The 15,738-nt window shown below is 68.4% G+C and carries 14 protein-coding genes; 7 read left to right on the top strand and 7 right to left on the bottom strand.

Annotated elements, in window-relative coordinates; genetic code table 11:
• Window positions 1-37: 37 nt before the first annotated feature.
• The 7 genes from cmk to BLP88_RS14920 all read right to left on the bottom strand — a co-directional run bounded on the left by cmk (window position 38) and on the right by BLP88_RS14920 (window position 7,190).
• On the bottom strand, window positions 38-751 hold the full coding sequence (gene cmk / locus BLP88_RS14950; protein WP_074590469.1) for a (d)CMP kinase: 714 nt from the start codon (window positions 749-751) through the stop codon (window positions 38-40).
• A complete protein-coding gene (locus tag BLP88_RS14945) occupies window positions 751-1,869 on the bottom strand; it encodes a prephenate dehydrogenase (protein WP_074590467.1) in 1,119 nt (372 codons plus the stop codon). The genes cmk and BLP88_RS14945 overlap by 1 nt, the downstream gene beginning before the upstream one ends.
• Window positions 1,870-1,872: 3 nt before the next feature.
• Window positions 1,873-3,069 carry a pseudouridine synthase gene (locus tag BLP88_RS14940; RefSeq protein ID WP_074590466.1) on the bottom strand — a complete coding sequence of 399 codons (1,197 nt, stop codon included), beginning with the start codon at window positions 3,067-3,069 and terminating at the stop codon, window positions 1,873-1,875.
• A 90-nt stretch (window positions 3,070-3,159) separates the two neighbouring features.
• Window positions 3,160-3,825 carry an SMC-Scp complex subunit ScpB gene (gene scpB, locus BLP88_RS14935; protein ID WP_074590464.1) on the bottom strand — a complete coding sequence of 222 codons (666 nt, stop codon included), beginning with the start codon at window positions 3,823-3,825 and terminating at the stop codon, window positions 3,160-3,162.
• A complete protein-coding gene (locus BLP88_RS14930; protein WP_074590463.1) occupies window positions 3,818-4,744 on the bottom strand; it encodes a segregation and condensation protein A in 927 nt (308 codons plus the stop codon). The genes scpB and BLP88_RS14930 overlap by 8 nt, the downstream gene beginning before the upstream one ends.
• A 5-nt stretch (window positions 4,745-4,749) precedes the next feature.
• On the bottom strand, window positions 4,750-5,649 hold the full coding sequence (locus BLP88_RS14925) for a ParA family protein (protein ID WP_074590461.1): 900 nt from the start codon (window positions 5,647-5,649) through the stop codon (window positions 4,750-4,752).
• A gap of 218 nt (window positions 5,650-5,867) precedes the next feature.
• The gene (locus BLP88_RS14920; protein ID WP_074590459.1) at window positions 5,868-7,190 is read right to left on the bottom strand and encodes a cation:dicarboxylate symporter family transporter; all 1,323 of its coding nucleotides are present in this window, start codon (window positions 7,188-7,190) and stop codon (window positions 5,868-5,870) included.
• A gap of 134 nt (window positions 7,191-7,324) precedes the next feature.
• Between BLP88_RS14920 and BLP88_RS14915 the strand changes: the two genes are divergently transcribed.
• The 7 genes from BLP88_RS14915 (at window position 7,325) to prpB (ending at window position 15,685) form a co-directional block, all read left to right on the top strand.
• Window positions 7,325-8,995, top strand: a complete 1,671-nt coding sequence (locus BLP88_RS14915; RefSeq protein ID WP_074590458.1) for a sensor histidine kinase — start codon at window positions 7,325-7,327, stop codon at window positions 8,993-8,995.
• Window positions 8,995-9,705: a response regulator gene (locus BLP88_RS14910; protein WP_074590456.1), complete on the top strand. Its 711-nt coding sequence runs from the start codon at window positions 8,995-8,997 to the stop codon at window positions 9,703-9,705. Before BLP88_RS14915 ends, BLP88_RS14910 begins: the two co-directional genes overlap by 1 nt.
• A gap of 63 nt (window positions 9,706-9,768) precedes the next feature.
• A complete protein-coding gene (locus tag BLP88_RS14905) occupies window positions 9,769-11,304 on the top strand; it encodes a helix-turn-helix domain-containing protein (protein ID WP_084111262.1) in 1,536 nt (511 codons plus the stop codon).
• A gap of 159 nt (window positions 11,305-11,463) precedes the next feature.
• A complete protein-coding gene (locus BLP88_RS14900; RefSeq protein ID WP_074590452.1) occupies window positions 11,464-12,510 on the top strand; it encodes a class I SAM-dependent methyltransferase in 1,047 nt (348 codons plus the stop codon).
• Window positions 12,511-12,588: 78 nt separating this feature from the next.
• A complete protein-coding gene (locus BLP88_RS14895) occupies window positions 12,589-13,242 on the top strand; it encodes a GntR family transcriptional regulator (protein WP_074590451.1) in 654 nt (217 codons plus the stop codon).
• Between the two features lie 13 nt (window positions 13,243-13,255).
• Window positions 13,256-14,776: an MmgE/PrpD family protein gene (locus BLP88_RS14890; protein WP_074590448.1), complete on the top strand. Its 1,521-nt coding sequence runs from the start codon at window positions 13,256-13,258 to the stop codon at window positions 14,774-14,776.
• Window positions 14,777-15,685, top strand: coding sequence for a methylisocitrate lyase (gene prpB, locus BLP88_RS14885; RefSeq protein ID WP_074590446.1), 909 nt, complete (start codon window positions 14,777-14,779; stop codon window positions 15,683-15,685).
• Window positions 15,686-15,738: the final 53 nt, after the last annotated feature.

Here is a 15,738-nt window from a genome sequence, read left to right as displayed (position 1 = left end):
CGCCGGGAGACCCGCCGGGACGCGCTGCCCGGGAAGCTCAGTCACCGTAGATGACCTTGGCCACGATCTCCAGGGCCGTGTCCACGGTCTGCTCGAAGTCCAGGTCCGAGGAGTCCAGGGTGACGACGCCGTCGGCGGCGCGGGTGAAGTTCACCACGGTGGAGTCCTTCGCGTCCCGCTGGATCACCTGGGCGGCGAGCTCCTCCTTGCTCTGAGTGCCGCCAAGCTGGATGCCGCGGCGGCGGAGCCGGGCTTCTTCGCTGGCGGTCAGCAGCATGCGGATTTCGGCGTTGGGCGCGACGACGGTGGTGATGTCCCGGCCCTCGACCACCATGCGGTGGTGGTGCTGGTCGATCAGCTCGCGCTGGCGGCGGATCAGCTCGTTGCGGGCGCCCATGGTGGTGGCGATGGCGCTCACTGAGGAGGAAATCCGCGGTTCGCGGATGTCTTCGGTGATGTCGACGCCGCCCACTGCCACGTACTCGTGGTTGGGGCTGGTGCTGATTTCCAGGGGCAGGTCCTCTGCTGCCTGCTCGACGACGGCGCCGTCGTTCAGGTCCACGCCCGTCTTCAGGCAGTACCAGGTGAGGGCCCGGTACATCGCGCCGGTGTCCAGGTACGCGAGCTTGAGGCGGCGCGCCACCTCCTTGCTGACGCTGGACTTGCCGGAGCCGGAGGGCCCGTCGATGGCGACCACCAGCGGCTTGCCGGGGCGGACGACGGTTTCGGGGCCAAAGAGTTCACGTGTCATTACTGCAGTACCCGCCATCCACGGTCGCTGAGGGCTTCAATAAGGAGGTCGTGCTTGTTCGGCAACACCGACAGTTCCACCATGCCGACATTCTGCCCCGACGAGTGGTCCAGGCGGAGGTCTTCGACGTTGACGCCGATCTCGCCGATCTCGGTCAGCAGCCGCGCGATCTGTCCGGGCTTGTCGTCCACCAGGACGGTCAGCCAGGAGTAGGCCTGCGGCGGGCCGCCGTGCTTTCCCGGAACACGGGCCTGCCCGGCGTTGCCTTCGCTCATCAGCTGGGCCAGGTCCAGGCGGGCGCCCGGGGCCAGCGGATCCTCGAGGGTGCCGATCAGCCTGTTCAGGTCCTCGCGGACACCGTAGAGGATCTCCACGATCTTCCCTGCGTTGCCGCCCAGGATCTGCACCCAGAGGGTGGGGTCGCTGGCGGCGATGCGGGTAGTGTCGCGCAGCCCGTTGCCCGCCAGGGACAGGGCGTGCAACGGGGTCCCCTGCAGGCGGCTGGCCAACAGTGAAGACATCACCTGGGGTAGGTGCGAGACCAGGGCCACGGCTTCGTCGTGTTCCTCGGCGTTGAACTGGGTGACGATGGCGCCCAGGTCTCCGGCGAGGGAACGTGCCGTTTGCAGGGCATCCGCGCTGCTTTCTTCCGACGGGCACAACACCCACGGCATGGAGGTGAACAGTTCTCCGCGGGCGGCAACCGGGCCGGACTTTTCGCGACCGGCCATCGGGTGCGTGCCCACGTAGCGGGACATGTCCACGCCTCGGCGGCGCAAATCCGCCTGGATGCCGGCCTTCACGCTGGCGATGTCGACCACCACGGCGCCGGGGTACTCGCCCAGGGCGTGTTCGACGACGTCGGCCGTCACGTCCGGCGGTGCGGCGACCACCACGAGTTGCGGGCCGCCGTCGAGCTCCGCTGCCAGCTCGGAAATGGGCCGGCCGGCACCGATGTCGACGGCGACGGCCTGGTTGGTGGGCGACGGGTCGGACAGGAACACGGGCACGCCGCGGCCACGGAGGCCGAGCCCGATACTCGCACCGAGCAGCCCGGTGCCGAAGATGACCACCGGCCCGTCCAGGTGCCCGCGGCCGTGCGTGTGGAATGCCGACATGCCTTAGAGCCCCACCGATGCCAGAAGGTGCCCGATTTCCTGCTTGCCGAGGTTGCGGATGCTTCCCTGGCGCTGGTCGCCCAGGCCGATGGGACCGATCTTGACGCGCACCAGGCGCTGCACGGGGAAGCCGACGGCGTCGAACATGCGGCGCACGATGCGGTTCTTGCCCGAGTGCAGCACGACCTCGATCAGCACGTAGCCGGGAGTGGAGTCCACCAGCTTAAAGGAGTCCACCGCGGCGATGCCGTCCTCGAGCTCCACGCCGGCCTTGAGCTTGGCGCCGACGCCGTGCGGGAACGGTGCGCGTACCTGCACGAGGTAGGTCTTGGGGACTTCGTAGGACGGGTGGGTCAGGCGGTTGGCCAGTTCGCCGTCGTTGGTCAGCAGCAGCAGCCCTTCGGTGGCGACGTCCAGGCGTCCCACGTGGAAGAGCCGTTCGCCGCGGGTCTTGCTGCTCTTGAGGAAATCGCTGATGCAGGGGCGGCCTTCGGGGTCTTCCATGGTGGACACGACGCCCTTGGGCTTGTTGAAGACCATGTAGAGCAGGTTCTCGTCCAGCTGGATGCGGATGCCGTCCACGTGGATCACCGCGGTGGCGGGATCCACGCGCATGCCGAGCTCGGTGGTGACCTGGCCGTTGACCTCCACGCGGCCTTCAAGGATCAGTTCCTCGCAGACGCGGCGCGATGCCACACCGGCCTGGGCCATGACCTTCTGGAGGCGTACGCCGTCGGAGTCGTGCTGCTCGGACTGCGGAACGTTGCCCTTGGGACCGCGGGCCTTGCGGACGGGGCCGAGGTTCTGGCCGAAGCGTTCGCCGCCGAAGGCGCGTGCGCCGGTCTGCTTGGCGGGCTTGGCCTTGGGCTTCAGCGCACCGGGGGTGCCGGGGGCCTTGCCGTAGCCGGGCTTGTTGGAGCCGGGCTTGCGCGGGGTTTTGGCTCCGGACGCGCCGGAGGCATTGGACTTGCGCTTGCCGAAGCCGGCGCCGGTGGTGGGGTTGTCCGGGTCGAAGGGGGCGTCCTCGCGGGGACGGGACGGCCTGGACGGGCCGCCCTGGAAGCTGCGCTTGCCTGCGTTGCCCCGGTTGCTGCCGAAGCCGCGGCCGGCGCCGCCGCGGCCCTGTCCGGCGTCGCCGCGCCCTGCGCCGCTGCGTCCCGATCCGTTACGTGGTGAACCCTGGCGTCCCGCCTGTGTCATGACCCGTCCTTTTGTTATGGGCCGGCTGTTCCGGCCGGCCGGGCAGATTGGCTCTGCCCACTGTGTTTAATTCTGCCTTGCGATAGGCGCTTACATGCGCTCGGCATCGAAGAATTCCTCGATGCCTTCGAGTCCCGGGAGGTGCGGCGACAAGGGCGGCAGCTCCTCGAGGGAGGCGATGCCCATCCGTTCCAGGAAGTACGAGGTGCTCCGGTACAGGAGCGACCCGGATTCGGGATCGGTGCCGGCTTCCTCGACCAGGCCGCGCTGGACCAAGGTCCGCACCACCGAGTCGACGTTCACGCCGCGGATGGCCGACACCCTGGCCCGGGAGACCGGCTGCCGGTACGCGATGACCGCCATGGTTTCCAGTGCCGCCTGGGTCAGCCGCGCCGTCTGCCCGTCCAGGACGAATTTCCCCACGACGTCGGAAAATTCCGGCCGTGAGTAGATCCGCCACCCGCCGGCGACGTTCCGCAACTCAAAACCCCGGGGTGCGCTGCTGGCGCCTGCGTCAGCAGGTGAACCGTCAGCATCCGTGCCCGGGGCGTTAACAGTATAGCCGTTGTAGTCGCGCTGCAGCCCCGCGAGCAGTTCGTCGACGACGGCGACCGTCAGTCCCAGCCCCGCGGCCAGTTCCTCGGAACTGGCCGGCTGGTCGATGACCATCAGCACGGCTTCCAGTGCCGCGCGCGCCCCGCCCGGCCGCTCCCCCAGGGCGGCGAGCCCGGCGACGGCGTCCTCGTAGTCACTCATTGGCGTGTTCCTCCGGGTCTGTTTCCCGCTGCGTTGCCGGTGCAGCCACCGTTTCGTATTCTTCGCTCAGGTTCTCGCTGCTCCAGCCCTCCGGCCGGCCGGTCCAGCGGACCGTGAGTTCGGACAGTGGCGCGGGCTGCTCGAAGGCGACCACCCTGTCCCGGAACATCTCCAGCAGTGCAAGGAAGCGGACTACCACCACGAGCGTGGATTCGGCGTCGGCCACCAGGGCCCGGAAGGACAACGGGCGCCCGAACTGGAGGCGGAACCCAAGGATCTCCGCCTGTTCCTTGATGCTGACCGGCGCGCCGTGGAGGTGGTCGACGCCGACCTCCGGCGGCGTGGTGTCCTTCGGTTCCAGGGCCTTGGCGGCCACGGCGGCGAACTGCTCCGGGCTGTGCCGCCAGATGAGTTCGGGCAGCAGTGCGGCGAAATGCGGTTCCAGCGCCACCTGCCGGGGGAAGCGCTGGGCCTCGTTCTCGAGGGTCTCCCCCAGGTGGGCAGCGAGCTGTTTGAAGGCCTTGTACTGCAGGAGCCGGGCGAACAGCAGGTCCCGGGCTTCGAGCAGGGCCACGTCCTCTTCGTCTTCCACCTCGCCGGCCGGGAGCAGGCGCGCGGCCTTCAGGTCCAGCAGGGTCGCGGCGATCACCAGGAATTCGCTGGCCTCGTCCAGGGCCCAGCCTTCGCCGAGTTCCTGCAAGCGGCGGATGTACTTGATGAACTCGTCCGTGACGGTGGCCAAGGCCAGCTCGGTGACGTCCAGCTTGTGCTTGGCGATCAGGCCGAGCAGCAGATCGAAAGGCCCGGTGAAGTTGGCCAGCCGGACTTCAAAGCCGCCCTTGCGCGCAGTGGTGCTTTCGGCGTCGGCGGTTGCCTCCGCTTCTCCTGCCGGGGCCGCCCCGGCGTCTACCGAGGGCACGCCGCTTAGGGCGCGCCGCCGCGCAGGATCAGTTCCCGGGCCAGGCTGCGGTAGGCGTCGGCGCCGGTGTGGTTGCCCGCGTAGCTGGTGATCGGCTCGGCGGCAACGGTTGCGTCGGCGAACTTGATGGAACGCTTGATGACGGTTTCGAAGACTTTGTCCCCGAAGGCTTCCACGAGGCGGGCGATCACTTCACGGCTGTGCAGGGTGCGGGAATCGAACATGGTGGCCAGAACGCCGTCCACCTGCAGGCGCGGATTGAGGCGGTCCTGGACCTTTTCGATGGTTTCCACCAGCAGCGCCACGGCGCGCAGGGCGAAGAATTCGCAGATCAGCGGGATGATCACACCGTGCGCCGCGGTGAGCGCGTTGACGGTCAGCAGGCCGAGCGAGGGCTGGCAGTCGATGAGGACCACGTCGTAGTCGTCTTCGATGCTCTTCAGGGCGCGGTCCAGTACCTGTTCGCGGGCCACTTCGTTGACCAGCTGGACCTCGGCGGCGGACAGGTCGATGTTGGCGGGCAGCAGGTCCACGCCGTCGACGCCGGTCTGCTGGATGGCGTCCCGGATGTCCACTTTGCGGTCCATCAGGACGTTGTAGACGGTGAGGTCGAGTTCGTGCGGGTTCGCGCCGAGGCCGGCGGACAGGGCACCCTGCGGGTCGAAGTCGACCAGCAGCACGCGGCGGCCGTACTCGGCGAGCGCGGCGGCGAGGTTGATGGTGGACGTGGTCTTGCCGACGCCGCCCTTCTGGTTGACCATCGCGATAACGCGGGCGGGGCCATGGGAGTCCAGGGGCGCGGGTTCGGGGAACTCGCGGTATGGACGGCCGGTGGGGCCCATGACGGCATCGTCCAGATCGAAATCCGTGCCTTCCAGCGTAGTTGTGCCCAGTTCGCTGCTCACGTCTTTATCCACTCTCTCCACGACGGTCAATGACTGCTCCCAAGCAAGGTTACAGTCCCCGACACGGCATTCCATGAACCTTGACATTCCCCGCAATTTGAGCCTTGACCTTCTGGTAGAGGTCGAAGGTTGGGGGCCGGGTGTGCTTTGCAGCGCACAAAAAGGCAGGCTCCCCGGGCGGGGAGCCTGCCTTTTCTGAGCCAAGTCCTACGGAGTGACTAGGCGGGAACTGCTTCCTTCACCTCGGGCTCAGCGTGGTGGCTGATCATCGTGGCTTCGTCGAAGGGAGCGGAGCCGGAGAGGACGCTGTTGACCTGCTGCCGGTCGATTTCCTTGACCCAGGTGCCGATCAGCACGGTGGCCACGGCGTTGCCGGTGAAGTTGGTCAGGGCGCGGGCCTCGGACATGAAGCGGTCGATGCCGACGATCATGCCGACGCCGCCCAGCAGTTCCGGCTTGTGGGCCTGCAGGCCGGCGGCCAGGGTGGCCAGGCCGGCACCGGTGACACCGGCTGCGCCCTTGGAGGCAATGATCATGAAGACCAGCAGGGAAACCTGGGCGCCGAGGTCCAGCGGGGTGCCCATCGCGTTGGCCACGAACAGGGAGGCCATGGTCAGGTAGATCGCGGTGCCGTCCAGGTTGAAGGAATAGCCCGTGGGGACGGTGACGCCGACAACCGGCTTGGAGACACCCAGGTGCTCCATCTTGGCGATGAGCCGCGGCAGGGCTGCCTCGGAGGACGAGGTGGAGAAGATGAGCAGGTACTCGCGGGCCAGGTACTTCATGAGCTGGAAGATGCTGACGCCGGCCACGATGCGCAGGAGCCCGCCGAGGATGACCACGATGAACAGTGCGCAGGTGATGTAGAACGCGGCCATGAGGGTGAACATGCTCAGGATCGCCTGGACTCCGGTGGCACCGACGACGGCGGCGATCGCACCGAAGGCGCCCACGGGAGCCAGCCACATGATCATGATGAGGACGCGGAACACGAGGGCCTGGCCGTGCTGGACGGCCTTGAGGATGGGGGCACCCTGGGCGCCCATCTTCTGCAGCGCGAAACCGACGAGGATCGCGGCGAGCAGGGTAGGCAGCACGGGGATGTCGCCCGGAATAATGCCCAGCAGGAAGGCGACGGTGCTGTCCACCTCAGCCTTCTTCGAGGGGTCATAGGCCGTGAGCTTGAGGCCCTCGCCCGGGTGGATCAGGTTGCCGACCACCAGGCCGATGCCGAGCGCGAAGGTGGACATGAGTACGAAGTAGCCCAGTGCGAGTCCGCCGACCTTGCCGACCGTGGCGGCCTTGGCGATCGAGCCGATGCCCAGCACGATGGTGCAGAAGATGACCGGGGCGATCATCATCTTGATGAGCTTGATGAAGCCCTCGCCCAGGGGCTTCAGCGACTTGCCCACCTCGGGGAACATCAGGCCGACAACGGCGCCGAGGACGACGGCTGCGATGACGGCAATGTACAGGTAGTGAGATTTGTCCAGGCCCTTGCGCCCGGTCCCGCTGGCAATCTCTCCTCGTTGAGAGGTCATGGCATGCTCCTTTGGATACTCTGGAGGCGCTGCGGCATCTGCACTGCTTTCCTGCGCCGGTGGTGTGACATCCATCATGGTGCCGGGGGTGACGCGGATCACCGTTGTGGTCATATTGGTCATTGGAGGTGCGCATGATCCGGCGCTGGAGCATTGCCCGCCGCTTGTTCGTGGCCAATGTGCTGTTCGTCCTGCTGCTCAGCGTGGTGCTGGGAACGGCGGCGATCATCGACGCCCGGCAGCGGACGTACGACGATGCCGGGCGCCGGATGCAGACCGTTGCGGCCGCCGTCGCCGCCAATCCCCTGGTTCTCCAGGCCGCCGGAACCGTGTCCCCCTCGACCACGCTGCAGCCGTACGCGGCGAAGGTCATGGCGGCCGCCGGCGTCGACTTCATCACGATCATGGCGCCGGACCGCACCCGTTGGACCCACGCCAATCCGGCGGAGATCGGCAGGCCGTACATCGGCACCATTGACCCGGCCCTGCGCGGCGAGACATTCACCGAAGTCACCGCCGGGACCCTGGGACCGTCCGTGCGGACGATCGTTCCGGTGAAGGACGACGGCGGCACCGTCCGCGCGCTGGTGGCTGCCGGCGTGACGGTGCGCAACGTGGACATCGCGGCCTCCGGCCGGTTCGGGGCAATCATCGCTCTCTGCCTTGCGCTGCTTGCCGCGGGATCGCTCGCGTCGTGGTTGCTGGGCCGCTACCTGCGCTCGGTCACCCGCGGCTGGGGGCCGGAGCAACTGGCGCAGCTGTTCGCCTACTATGAATCGGTGCTGCATTCGGTCCGCGAAGGCGTCGTCCTGATCGATACCCGCGGCACGGTGGTCATGTACAACGACCAGGCGGCGGAGCTGCTGGGATTGGAACCCTCCGACGTCGGGCCTGCCGCGGGTGCCGCGCCGCGCCTGGCCGAGCTGCCCCTGGATGCCAGCCTGCGCGAACTGTTTGGCTCCGGCCGGACCGCCCACGACGAAATCCACCTCAGCGATTCCCGGATCCTCGTGGTCAACCAGGCCCCCGCCGTCGGGCCATTCCGCGGCGGACGCCGACCGGCAGTCTTCGGAACGGTGGCCACCCTGCGCGACCGCACCGAAATCGAATCCCTCGGCAGCGAACTGGAAACCATGCGGACCCTCTCCGGTGCCTTGCGGGCGCAGACCCACGAGCACGCCAACCGGCTGCACATGATCGTGTCCCTCATGGAGCTGGGCCGCACCGGCGACGCCCTGGATTTCGCCACCAAGGACCTGGAACTGAGCCAGCGGCTGACCGACGACATCGTGGGCTCGGTGGACGAGCCGGTGCTCAGCGCGCTCATCATGGGCAAATCCGCGGAGGCCCATGAACGCGGGGCCGAGCTCACGGTGGACGTCTCCGGCGACCACGGGCTGCACGGCCTGGCGGTGCAGGACCTGGTGACCATCCTGGGGAACCTGCTGGACAACGCGCTCGACGCCGCCGCTGCCGCTCCCCCGCCGCGCAGGGTGTCACTCGCGATCGCCACGACGCCGGACGACGTCACCTTCACGGTGGCCGATTCGGGCCCCGGGATCGATCCCGCGATTGCCGGGGACATCCTTGAGTACGGATTCAGCACCAAGGCGCCCGGCCCGGACGGCGGCGTTCCCGGGGCGGGCGGCCGCGGCGTCGGATTGGCGTTGGTGCGCCAGGCCGTGAAGCGGCTGGACGGTACGCTGTCCATCGACGCTGCCGACGACGAGTTGTCGGGTGCCCTGTTCCGCGTAGTGCTGCCCGCGCCGGACTCCACGGCACCGGACCCCACGAAGGAAACCTAATGAACGACATCCGCGTCCTCGTCGTCGAGGACGAACCGATCGCCGCCGACGCCCACACCGTCTACGTGGGCAGGCTGGAGGGGTTCACCGTTGCGGGCACCGCACCGGACGGCCAGTCGGCGCTGCGCCTGCTCAACGACTTCGCGGCCGCCGGCCAGCCGGTGGACCTGGTCCTGCTGGACATGAACCTGCCGGACCTGCACGGACTGGACGTCGCCCGCAGGATGCGCGGCGCCGGGCTGCTGGCGGACATCATTGCGATTACCGCCGTGCGGGAGGTCAACATCGTGCGCAGCGCCGTCTCGATCGGGGTGGTCCAATACCTCATCAAGCCGTTTACTTTCGCCACTTTCGCGGACAAGCTGCGCAGCTACCGGGCTTTCCGGGACCAGCTGGCCGCCGCCGCGCCGGGACCCCGGTCCGGGGCCTCGCAGAGCGACGTCGACCAGGCCTTCGCGAGCCTCCGCGCACCCACCGAGGTGCCGCTGCCCAAGGGGCTGTCCACGGGAACCCTCGAATCGGTCAAGGAATACCTGGCCGGGCTGGGCAGAGCCGTTTCGGCGAACGAAGCCACGGAGGCCCTGGGCATGTCCCGGGTGACGGCCCGCCGCTACCTCGAATACCTTGCCGACGCCGGCGTGGTGGTCCGCAGCCCCCGTTACGGAACGCCGGGCCGTCCGGAGAACGAATACCGCTGGAGCCGCGGCTGACCGCCAGCCATCTCGTCGGTCCGCGCACCCGGACGTAAGCTGGTTCCGAGCCTTGGAGGACCCATGTCGCAGCCGGGAACCACGGAACTGGCGGAGCTGGCCAGATCCCAATGGTGGCTGGGCGACCTCCAGCAATCCATGAACCTCTCGGAGCAGCTTTTCACCCGGCTCGAGGGCGAAGGAAACCTTCGGGAAGCTGCAAGGACCGCCTTGGCCCTGGCCGTCCAGTGGGGTCTTCGAGGCGACATCGCCGTGTCCTCGGCATGGAAGGGCAGGGCGCGGCGGCTCCTGGACACCCTGCCCGAATCCGTCGAACACGGCTACCTGCTCTACGTCGAGGCCAACGACACGATGAACATCGACGGCGACCCGGGCCCCGCGCTCGCGGCCTCCGTCCAGCTGCGGCAGCTGGCCGAAAGGCTGGCGGCCCACGACCTGGCAAGCTTCGCCAGCGTGCTGTCCGGGCTGGGCTCCATCCGGACGGGCGATGCCGCGAAGGGCTTCCGGGACCTGGACGAAGCGATGCTCCCGGTCGTGGCCGGCCAGGTCCCCGTCGAGTGGGGCGGAGACATCTACTGTTCGGTGATCCACCTGTGCCACGAAACCGCCGACTTCGCCCGGATGCGGGCCTGGACAGACGCCCTGGCCCGGTGGTGCGCCGAGCTCTCGCAAACGTTCATGTTCTCCGCCATCGTCCGCGTCCACCAGCTCCAGCTCCTCAGCGCGGAAGGGGTCTGGGACGCCGTGGAACAGGAGATGGCCGCTGCGGGCGAGCGCCTGCGGCACGCCCACGCCTGGATCGCCGGCGACGCCTACTACGAACTCGGCGAAGTCCGGCGCAGGCAAGGGGACCGCGAGGGTGCCGCCCTGGCGTTCGGCCTGGCCCGCGCCCTGGGCTCGGATGCGGAGCCCGGCTCGGCGCTGCTTCTTGCCGATTCCGGCCGGACCGAGGAGGCCGTCGCGGCGCTGCGCGCAGCGTTGGCCGAACGCGGCCCGGTGGGCCGGACGCGGTTGCTGCTGGCCGCCGTCGAGCTCCTGGCCTCCCGGTCACCAGACGCGGCGGCGGCCTACTGCGAGGAGCTGGAAGCTGCGGCCGCCTTCTATGGAACGGCCGGCTTCAGGGCGTGGGCAAGCCACGCACGCGGCATCGTTCTGGCGGCCCAGGGACATCCCGGGCTGGCCGCGGAGGAATTCGAGGATGCGGCGGGCCTCTACCGTGCCCAGCGGCTGCGCTTTGAGCTGGCTGTGGTGCACGAGCGCCTCGCGATGGTGCGCGCGGCGCTGGGAGATGTCCAGACCGCGGAAGCGGAGCGGGCCACGGCGGCGGCGATCCGCTCCCGCCTGGGTGTGGGAAGCACATCTGAGGGAGCCGCTCCCAAGGCGCCCGGCCCCGGAGGGCTGACGCCGAGGGAGCTCGAGGTGCTCGGCTGCGTGCTGGCGGGGGCGGGCAACCGCCAGATCGCTTCGACCCTCTCGATCAGCGAAAAGACGGTCGGCCGCCACCTGGCCAACATCTTCACCAAGATCGACGTGGAGTCCCGCACCGCCGCTGCCGCCTGGGCGCGCAGGCACCGCGTGCCCGAGTTCCCCTCCCCCTAAGGAGCTGCATGTATTGGGAGCTGCACGTTTCGCACCAGTGGCGGCCCAAAGATGCATGGAATTCCCGATGCCCCGCCCTGTCTCTCCGCCATAGCGTGAATCCACGGACACCTGGACCTGCCGACGGTCCGACCGGGAGACGAAGGGACAGGACCCGCGATGAACACAACCGTGGAAGAAGCGACCGGCAGAATGCTGGACATCCTGAATGACGGCGCCATCGCCCTGTTGACCGGGCTGGGCTACCAGACCGGCCTCTTTGACACCCTCGCGAAGCTTCCCGCGGCCCGCAGCGAGCTCATCGCCGACGCCGCCGGACTCAGCGAACGCTACGTCCGCGAGTGGCTCGGCGGCATGGTCACGGCGGGCTTGCTCCGCTACGACCCCGACGGCGGCACGTACCTGCTGCGGGAGGAATACCGCCCCGTCCTCAGCGGCCAGGGGCCGGAGAACCTCGCCCCGACCATCCAGTACCTTCCGCTGCTGGCCCAGGCCGTCCCCAAGATCGAGCGCGCCTTCCGGAACGGCGGCGGAACCGGCTACGGCGATTACCCCGGTTTCCACCAGCTGATGGCCGCCAACAGTGCCGTGGTGAACGATGCCGCGCTCCTGGAGGCCATCATTCCCCTCAGCGGACGGACGGAATCCCTGCGCACGGGAATTTCGGTGGCCGACATCGGCTGCGGCGAAGGCCACGCCCTCAACCTCCTGGCCGGGGCGTATCCGGCGAGCGACTTCACCGGATACGACTTTTCCGCCGAAGCCCTGGAAGCCGCTACGGCCGAGGCGGAGCGCCGCGGCCTCGCCAACGTCCACTTCGAACTGCTGGATGTGGCAGACCTTGAGGACACGGAGCGCTTCGACTTCATTACGGCCTTCGACGCCATCCATGACCAGGCCGATCCGGCCCGCGTGCTGCGCAACATCCGTGCGGCCCTCAGGCCTGGCGGGACGTTCCTCATGGTGGACATCAACGCCTCCAGCAGGCTGGAGGACAACTCGGCCATCCCGTGGGGAAGCTTCCTATACGCCATCTCCACTTTCCATTGCATGGCGGTGTCGCTGGGCCAGGGTGGCGCCGGACTCGGAGCAGTGTGGGGCCGGCAGCTGGCCCTCAGCATGCTCCGGGAGGCCGGATTCGGGGACGTCGTGGTGCATGAGTTGGAGGACGACCCCTTCAACGCCTACTACGTTGCACGGCAGTAGGCCTCTCTTCTGTATACATTGTGGCCAGTTTTCGCGGACCACTGGCACATCCAGGCGCGCTGTGTATACACTGACGCCATGCGAGCCAGCGACAAGGCCTACGCCGCCCTCCGCGAGGACATCCTCGAATGGCGCCTCGCCCCCGGAACGGTCCTGGGCGAGGTGGAGCTGTCCGAACGCCTCGGCGTCTCGCGCACGCCGGTCCGGGAGGCGCTCGGCCGGCTCACCGCGGAAGGCCTGACGACGGCGGCCGGCGGCCGCGGTGTCGTCGTCACCGCGATCTCGCTGGAGGACATCGACGAACTGTTCGAGCTGCGCGAAACCCTCGAGGTCAGGGCGGCGGCGCTGGCCGCAGAGCGCGGCGAACGCGGCATCTTCGCCGAACTCCACAGCGAACTCCTGCAGGCGCCCGCGCTCCTTGAAGGCAGCGACCCCGCCCGCCACGATTACTACGCGCTGGTGGCGAAGCTGGACGACGCGATCGACGCCGCCATCTCCAATTCCTACCTGGCCCAGGCCCTGCGCAGCCTGCGCGTGCACCTGGTCCGGGTCCGGCGCCTGGCCGCCGACGACGCCGCCCGGCTGGGTGCCGCGGCGGCCGAGCACGCCGCGATCGCCGAAGCCATCGCCGGCGGGAACGCGAAGCTCGCCGAAGCCGCCACCATCCTGCACCTGCACCGAAGCCTGTCCCACGTAAAAAACAGCAACGTCAAGGCCAGCCACACATCCTGAAGGAGCCACCACCTTGGTCAAGAGCCACCACGTCCGTGTCTACAAGTCAGAAGAGAACCTGCCGCGCGAGGAGCAGCTGGCGCACAAAATCGCCGTGGTCGCCGCCGACCCGGTGGAGGTGACCCCTGAGGTGGCCGAGATGGTCATCAACCGGATCATCGACAACGCCTCCGTGGCTGTGGCCTCGCTGAACCGGGCCCCGATCGTCGCCGCCCGGGCGCAGGCGCTGACCCACGCCCCGAGCACCGGCGGCAAGGGCGCGGGCGTGTTCGGCATCACGGAGCAGGTCTCCCCCGAGTGGGCCGCCTGGGCCAACGGGGTGGCCGTGCGCGAACTGGACTACCACGACACCTTCCTGGCCGCGGACTACTCCCACCCGGGCGACAACATCCCGCCCATCCTGGCCGTGGCCCAGCACGTGGGCGCCTCCGGCAAGGACCTGCTCCGGGGCATCGCCACCGGGTACGAAATCCAGGTCAACCTGGTCAAGGCGATCTGCCTGCACAAGCACAAGATCGACCACGTGGCCCACCTGGGCCCCTCTGCGGCTGCCGGCATCGGCACCCTGCTCGGCCTGGACGTGGAAACCATCTTCCAGTCCGTGGGCCAGGCCCTGCACACCACCACCGCCACCCGCCAGTCCCGCAAGGGCGAAATCTCCACGTGGAAGGCCCACGCTCCCGCGTTCGCCGGGAAGATGGCCGTGGAAGCGGCGGACCGTGCCATGCGCGGGCAGACCTCCCCGGTGCCGATCTACGAAGGCGAAGACGGCGTGATCGCCTGGATGCTGGACGGCCCGGACGCCTCCTACGAGGTGCCGCTGCCCGGTCCGGGCGAGGCCAAGCGCGCCATCCTGGACACCTACACCAAGGAGCACTCCGCCGAGTACCAGGCCCAGGCCTGGATCGACCTGGCCCGCAAGCTGCACAAGGAACACCCCGAAGCCACGGACCCGGCGAACGTGGCCTCCGTGCTGATCAAGACCAGCCACCACACGCACTACGTGATCGGTTCCGGCGCCAACGATCCCCAGAAGTACGATCCCACGGCGTCCCGTGAGACCCTGGACCACTCCATCCCGTACATCTTCACCGTGGCCCTGCAGGACGGCGCCTGGCACCACGTTCACTCCTACACCCCCGAACGGGCCGGCCGGCCGGACACCGTGGAGCTCTGGCACAAGGTCACCACGGTGGAGGACCCGGAATGGACCCGCCGGTACCACTCGCTGGACATCGCGGAGAAGGCCTTCGGCGGCTCCGTGGAGATTACCCTGACGGACGGGACCGTGATTACCGACGAGATCGCCGTCGCGGACGCCCACCCGCTCGGCGCCCGGCCCTTCGCCCGGGAGCAGTACGTGAACAAGTTCCGCACCCTGGCCGCGGGGCTGGTCGAGGAAGCCGAAATCGAAAGGTTCCTGGCCGCCGTCGAACGCCTGCCCGAACTGGCCGCCGGCGAACTGGACCAGCTCAACATCACCGCCGCCCCCGGCGTGATCAACCCCGCCAACGCCCCGAAGGGCCTGTTCTAGATGCTGTACTCCACCACCACCCCGGAGCAAAAGCGGCGCAAGCTGCGGGACATGCTCGCCTCGGACGAGATCCTCCAGTTCCCCGGCGCCTTCAACCCCTTGTCCGCGCGGCTGATCGAAGAGAAGGGCTTCCCCGGCGTCTACATCTCCGGGGCGGTGCTGGCCAACGACCTCGGCCTGCCGGACATCGGCCTGACCACGCTCACCGAGGTCGCGCAACGCGCCGGGCAGATCGCGCGGATGACGGACCTGCCCTGCCTGGTGGACGCGGACACCGGTTTCGGCGAGCCCATGAACGTGGCACGCACCATCCAGGAACTCGAGAACGCCGGACTGGCCGGCTGCCACATCGAAGACCAGTTCAACCCCAAACGCTGCGGCCACCTGGACGGCAAGGCCGTCGTGGATCTGGAGACGGCCACCAAACGCATCCGCGCCGCGGCCGACGCCCGCCGCGACCCGGACTTCCTGATCATGGCCCGCACCGACATCCGCGCGGTGGAAGGCCTGGAGGCCGCGAAGGAACGCGCCCAGGCCCTGGTGGAAGCCGGTGCCGACGCGATTTTCCCCGAGGCCATGGCCACTTTGGAGGAGTTCCGGGCCATCCGTGAAGCGGTGGATGTGCCGGTCCTGGCCAACATGACCGAGTTCGGCAAGAGCGAGCTGTTCACGGTGGAGCAGCTCCAGGACGTCGGCGTGAACCTGGTCATCTACCCCGTCACCCTGCTGCGCATTGCGATGGGGGCTGCAGAGCGTACGCTGGAAACGATCAAGGCATCTGGGACGCAGCAGGCAGAGGTGGAGAACATGCTCACCCGCGCCCGGCTCTACGAGCTGGTGGACTACGAAGCCTACAACCGCTTCGACACCGGCGTTTTCAACTTCCAGGTTCCCGGCGCCCGCCAGTAACCGGATCCATGAAGGGCACGCAGGGACCGCGCAACAGCCGGTGCCCTGCCAGA

It is taken from the genome of Arthrobacter cupressi (assembly GCF_900099975.1).
Classification (GTDB): domain Bacteria; phylum Actinomycetota; class Actinomycetes; order Actinomycetales; family Micrococcaceae; genus Arthrobacter; species Arthrobacter cupressi.
This window is presented reverse-complemented; position numbering and strand designations above follow the sequence as displayed.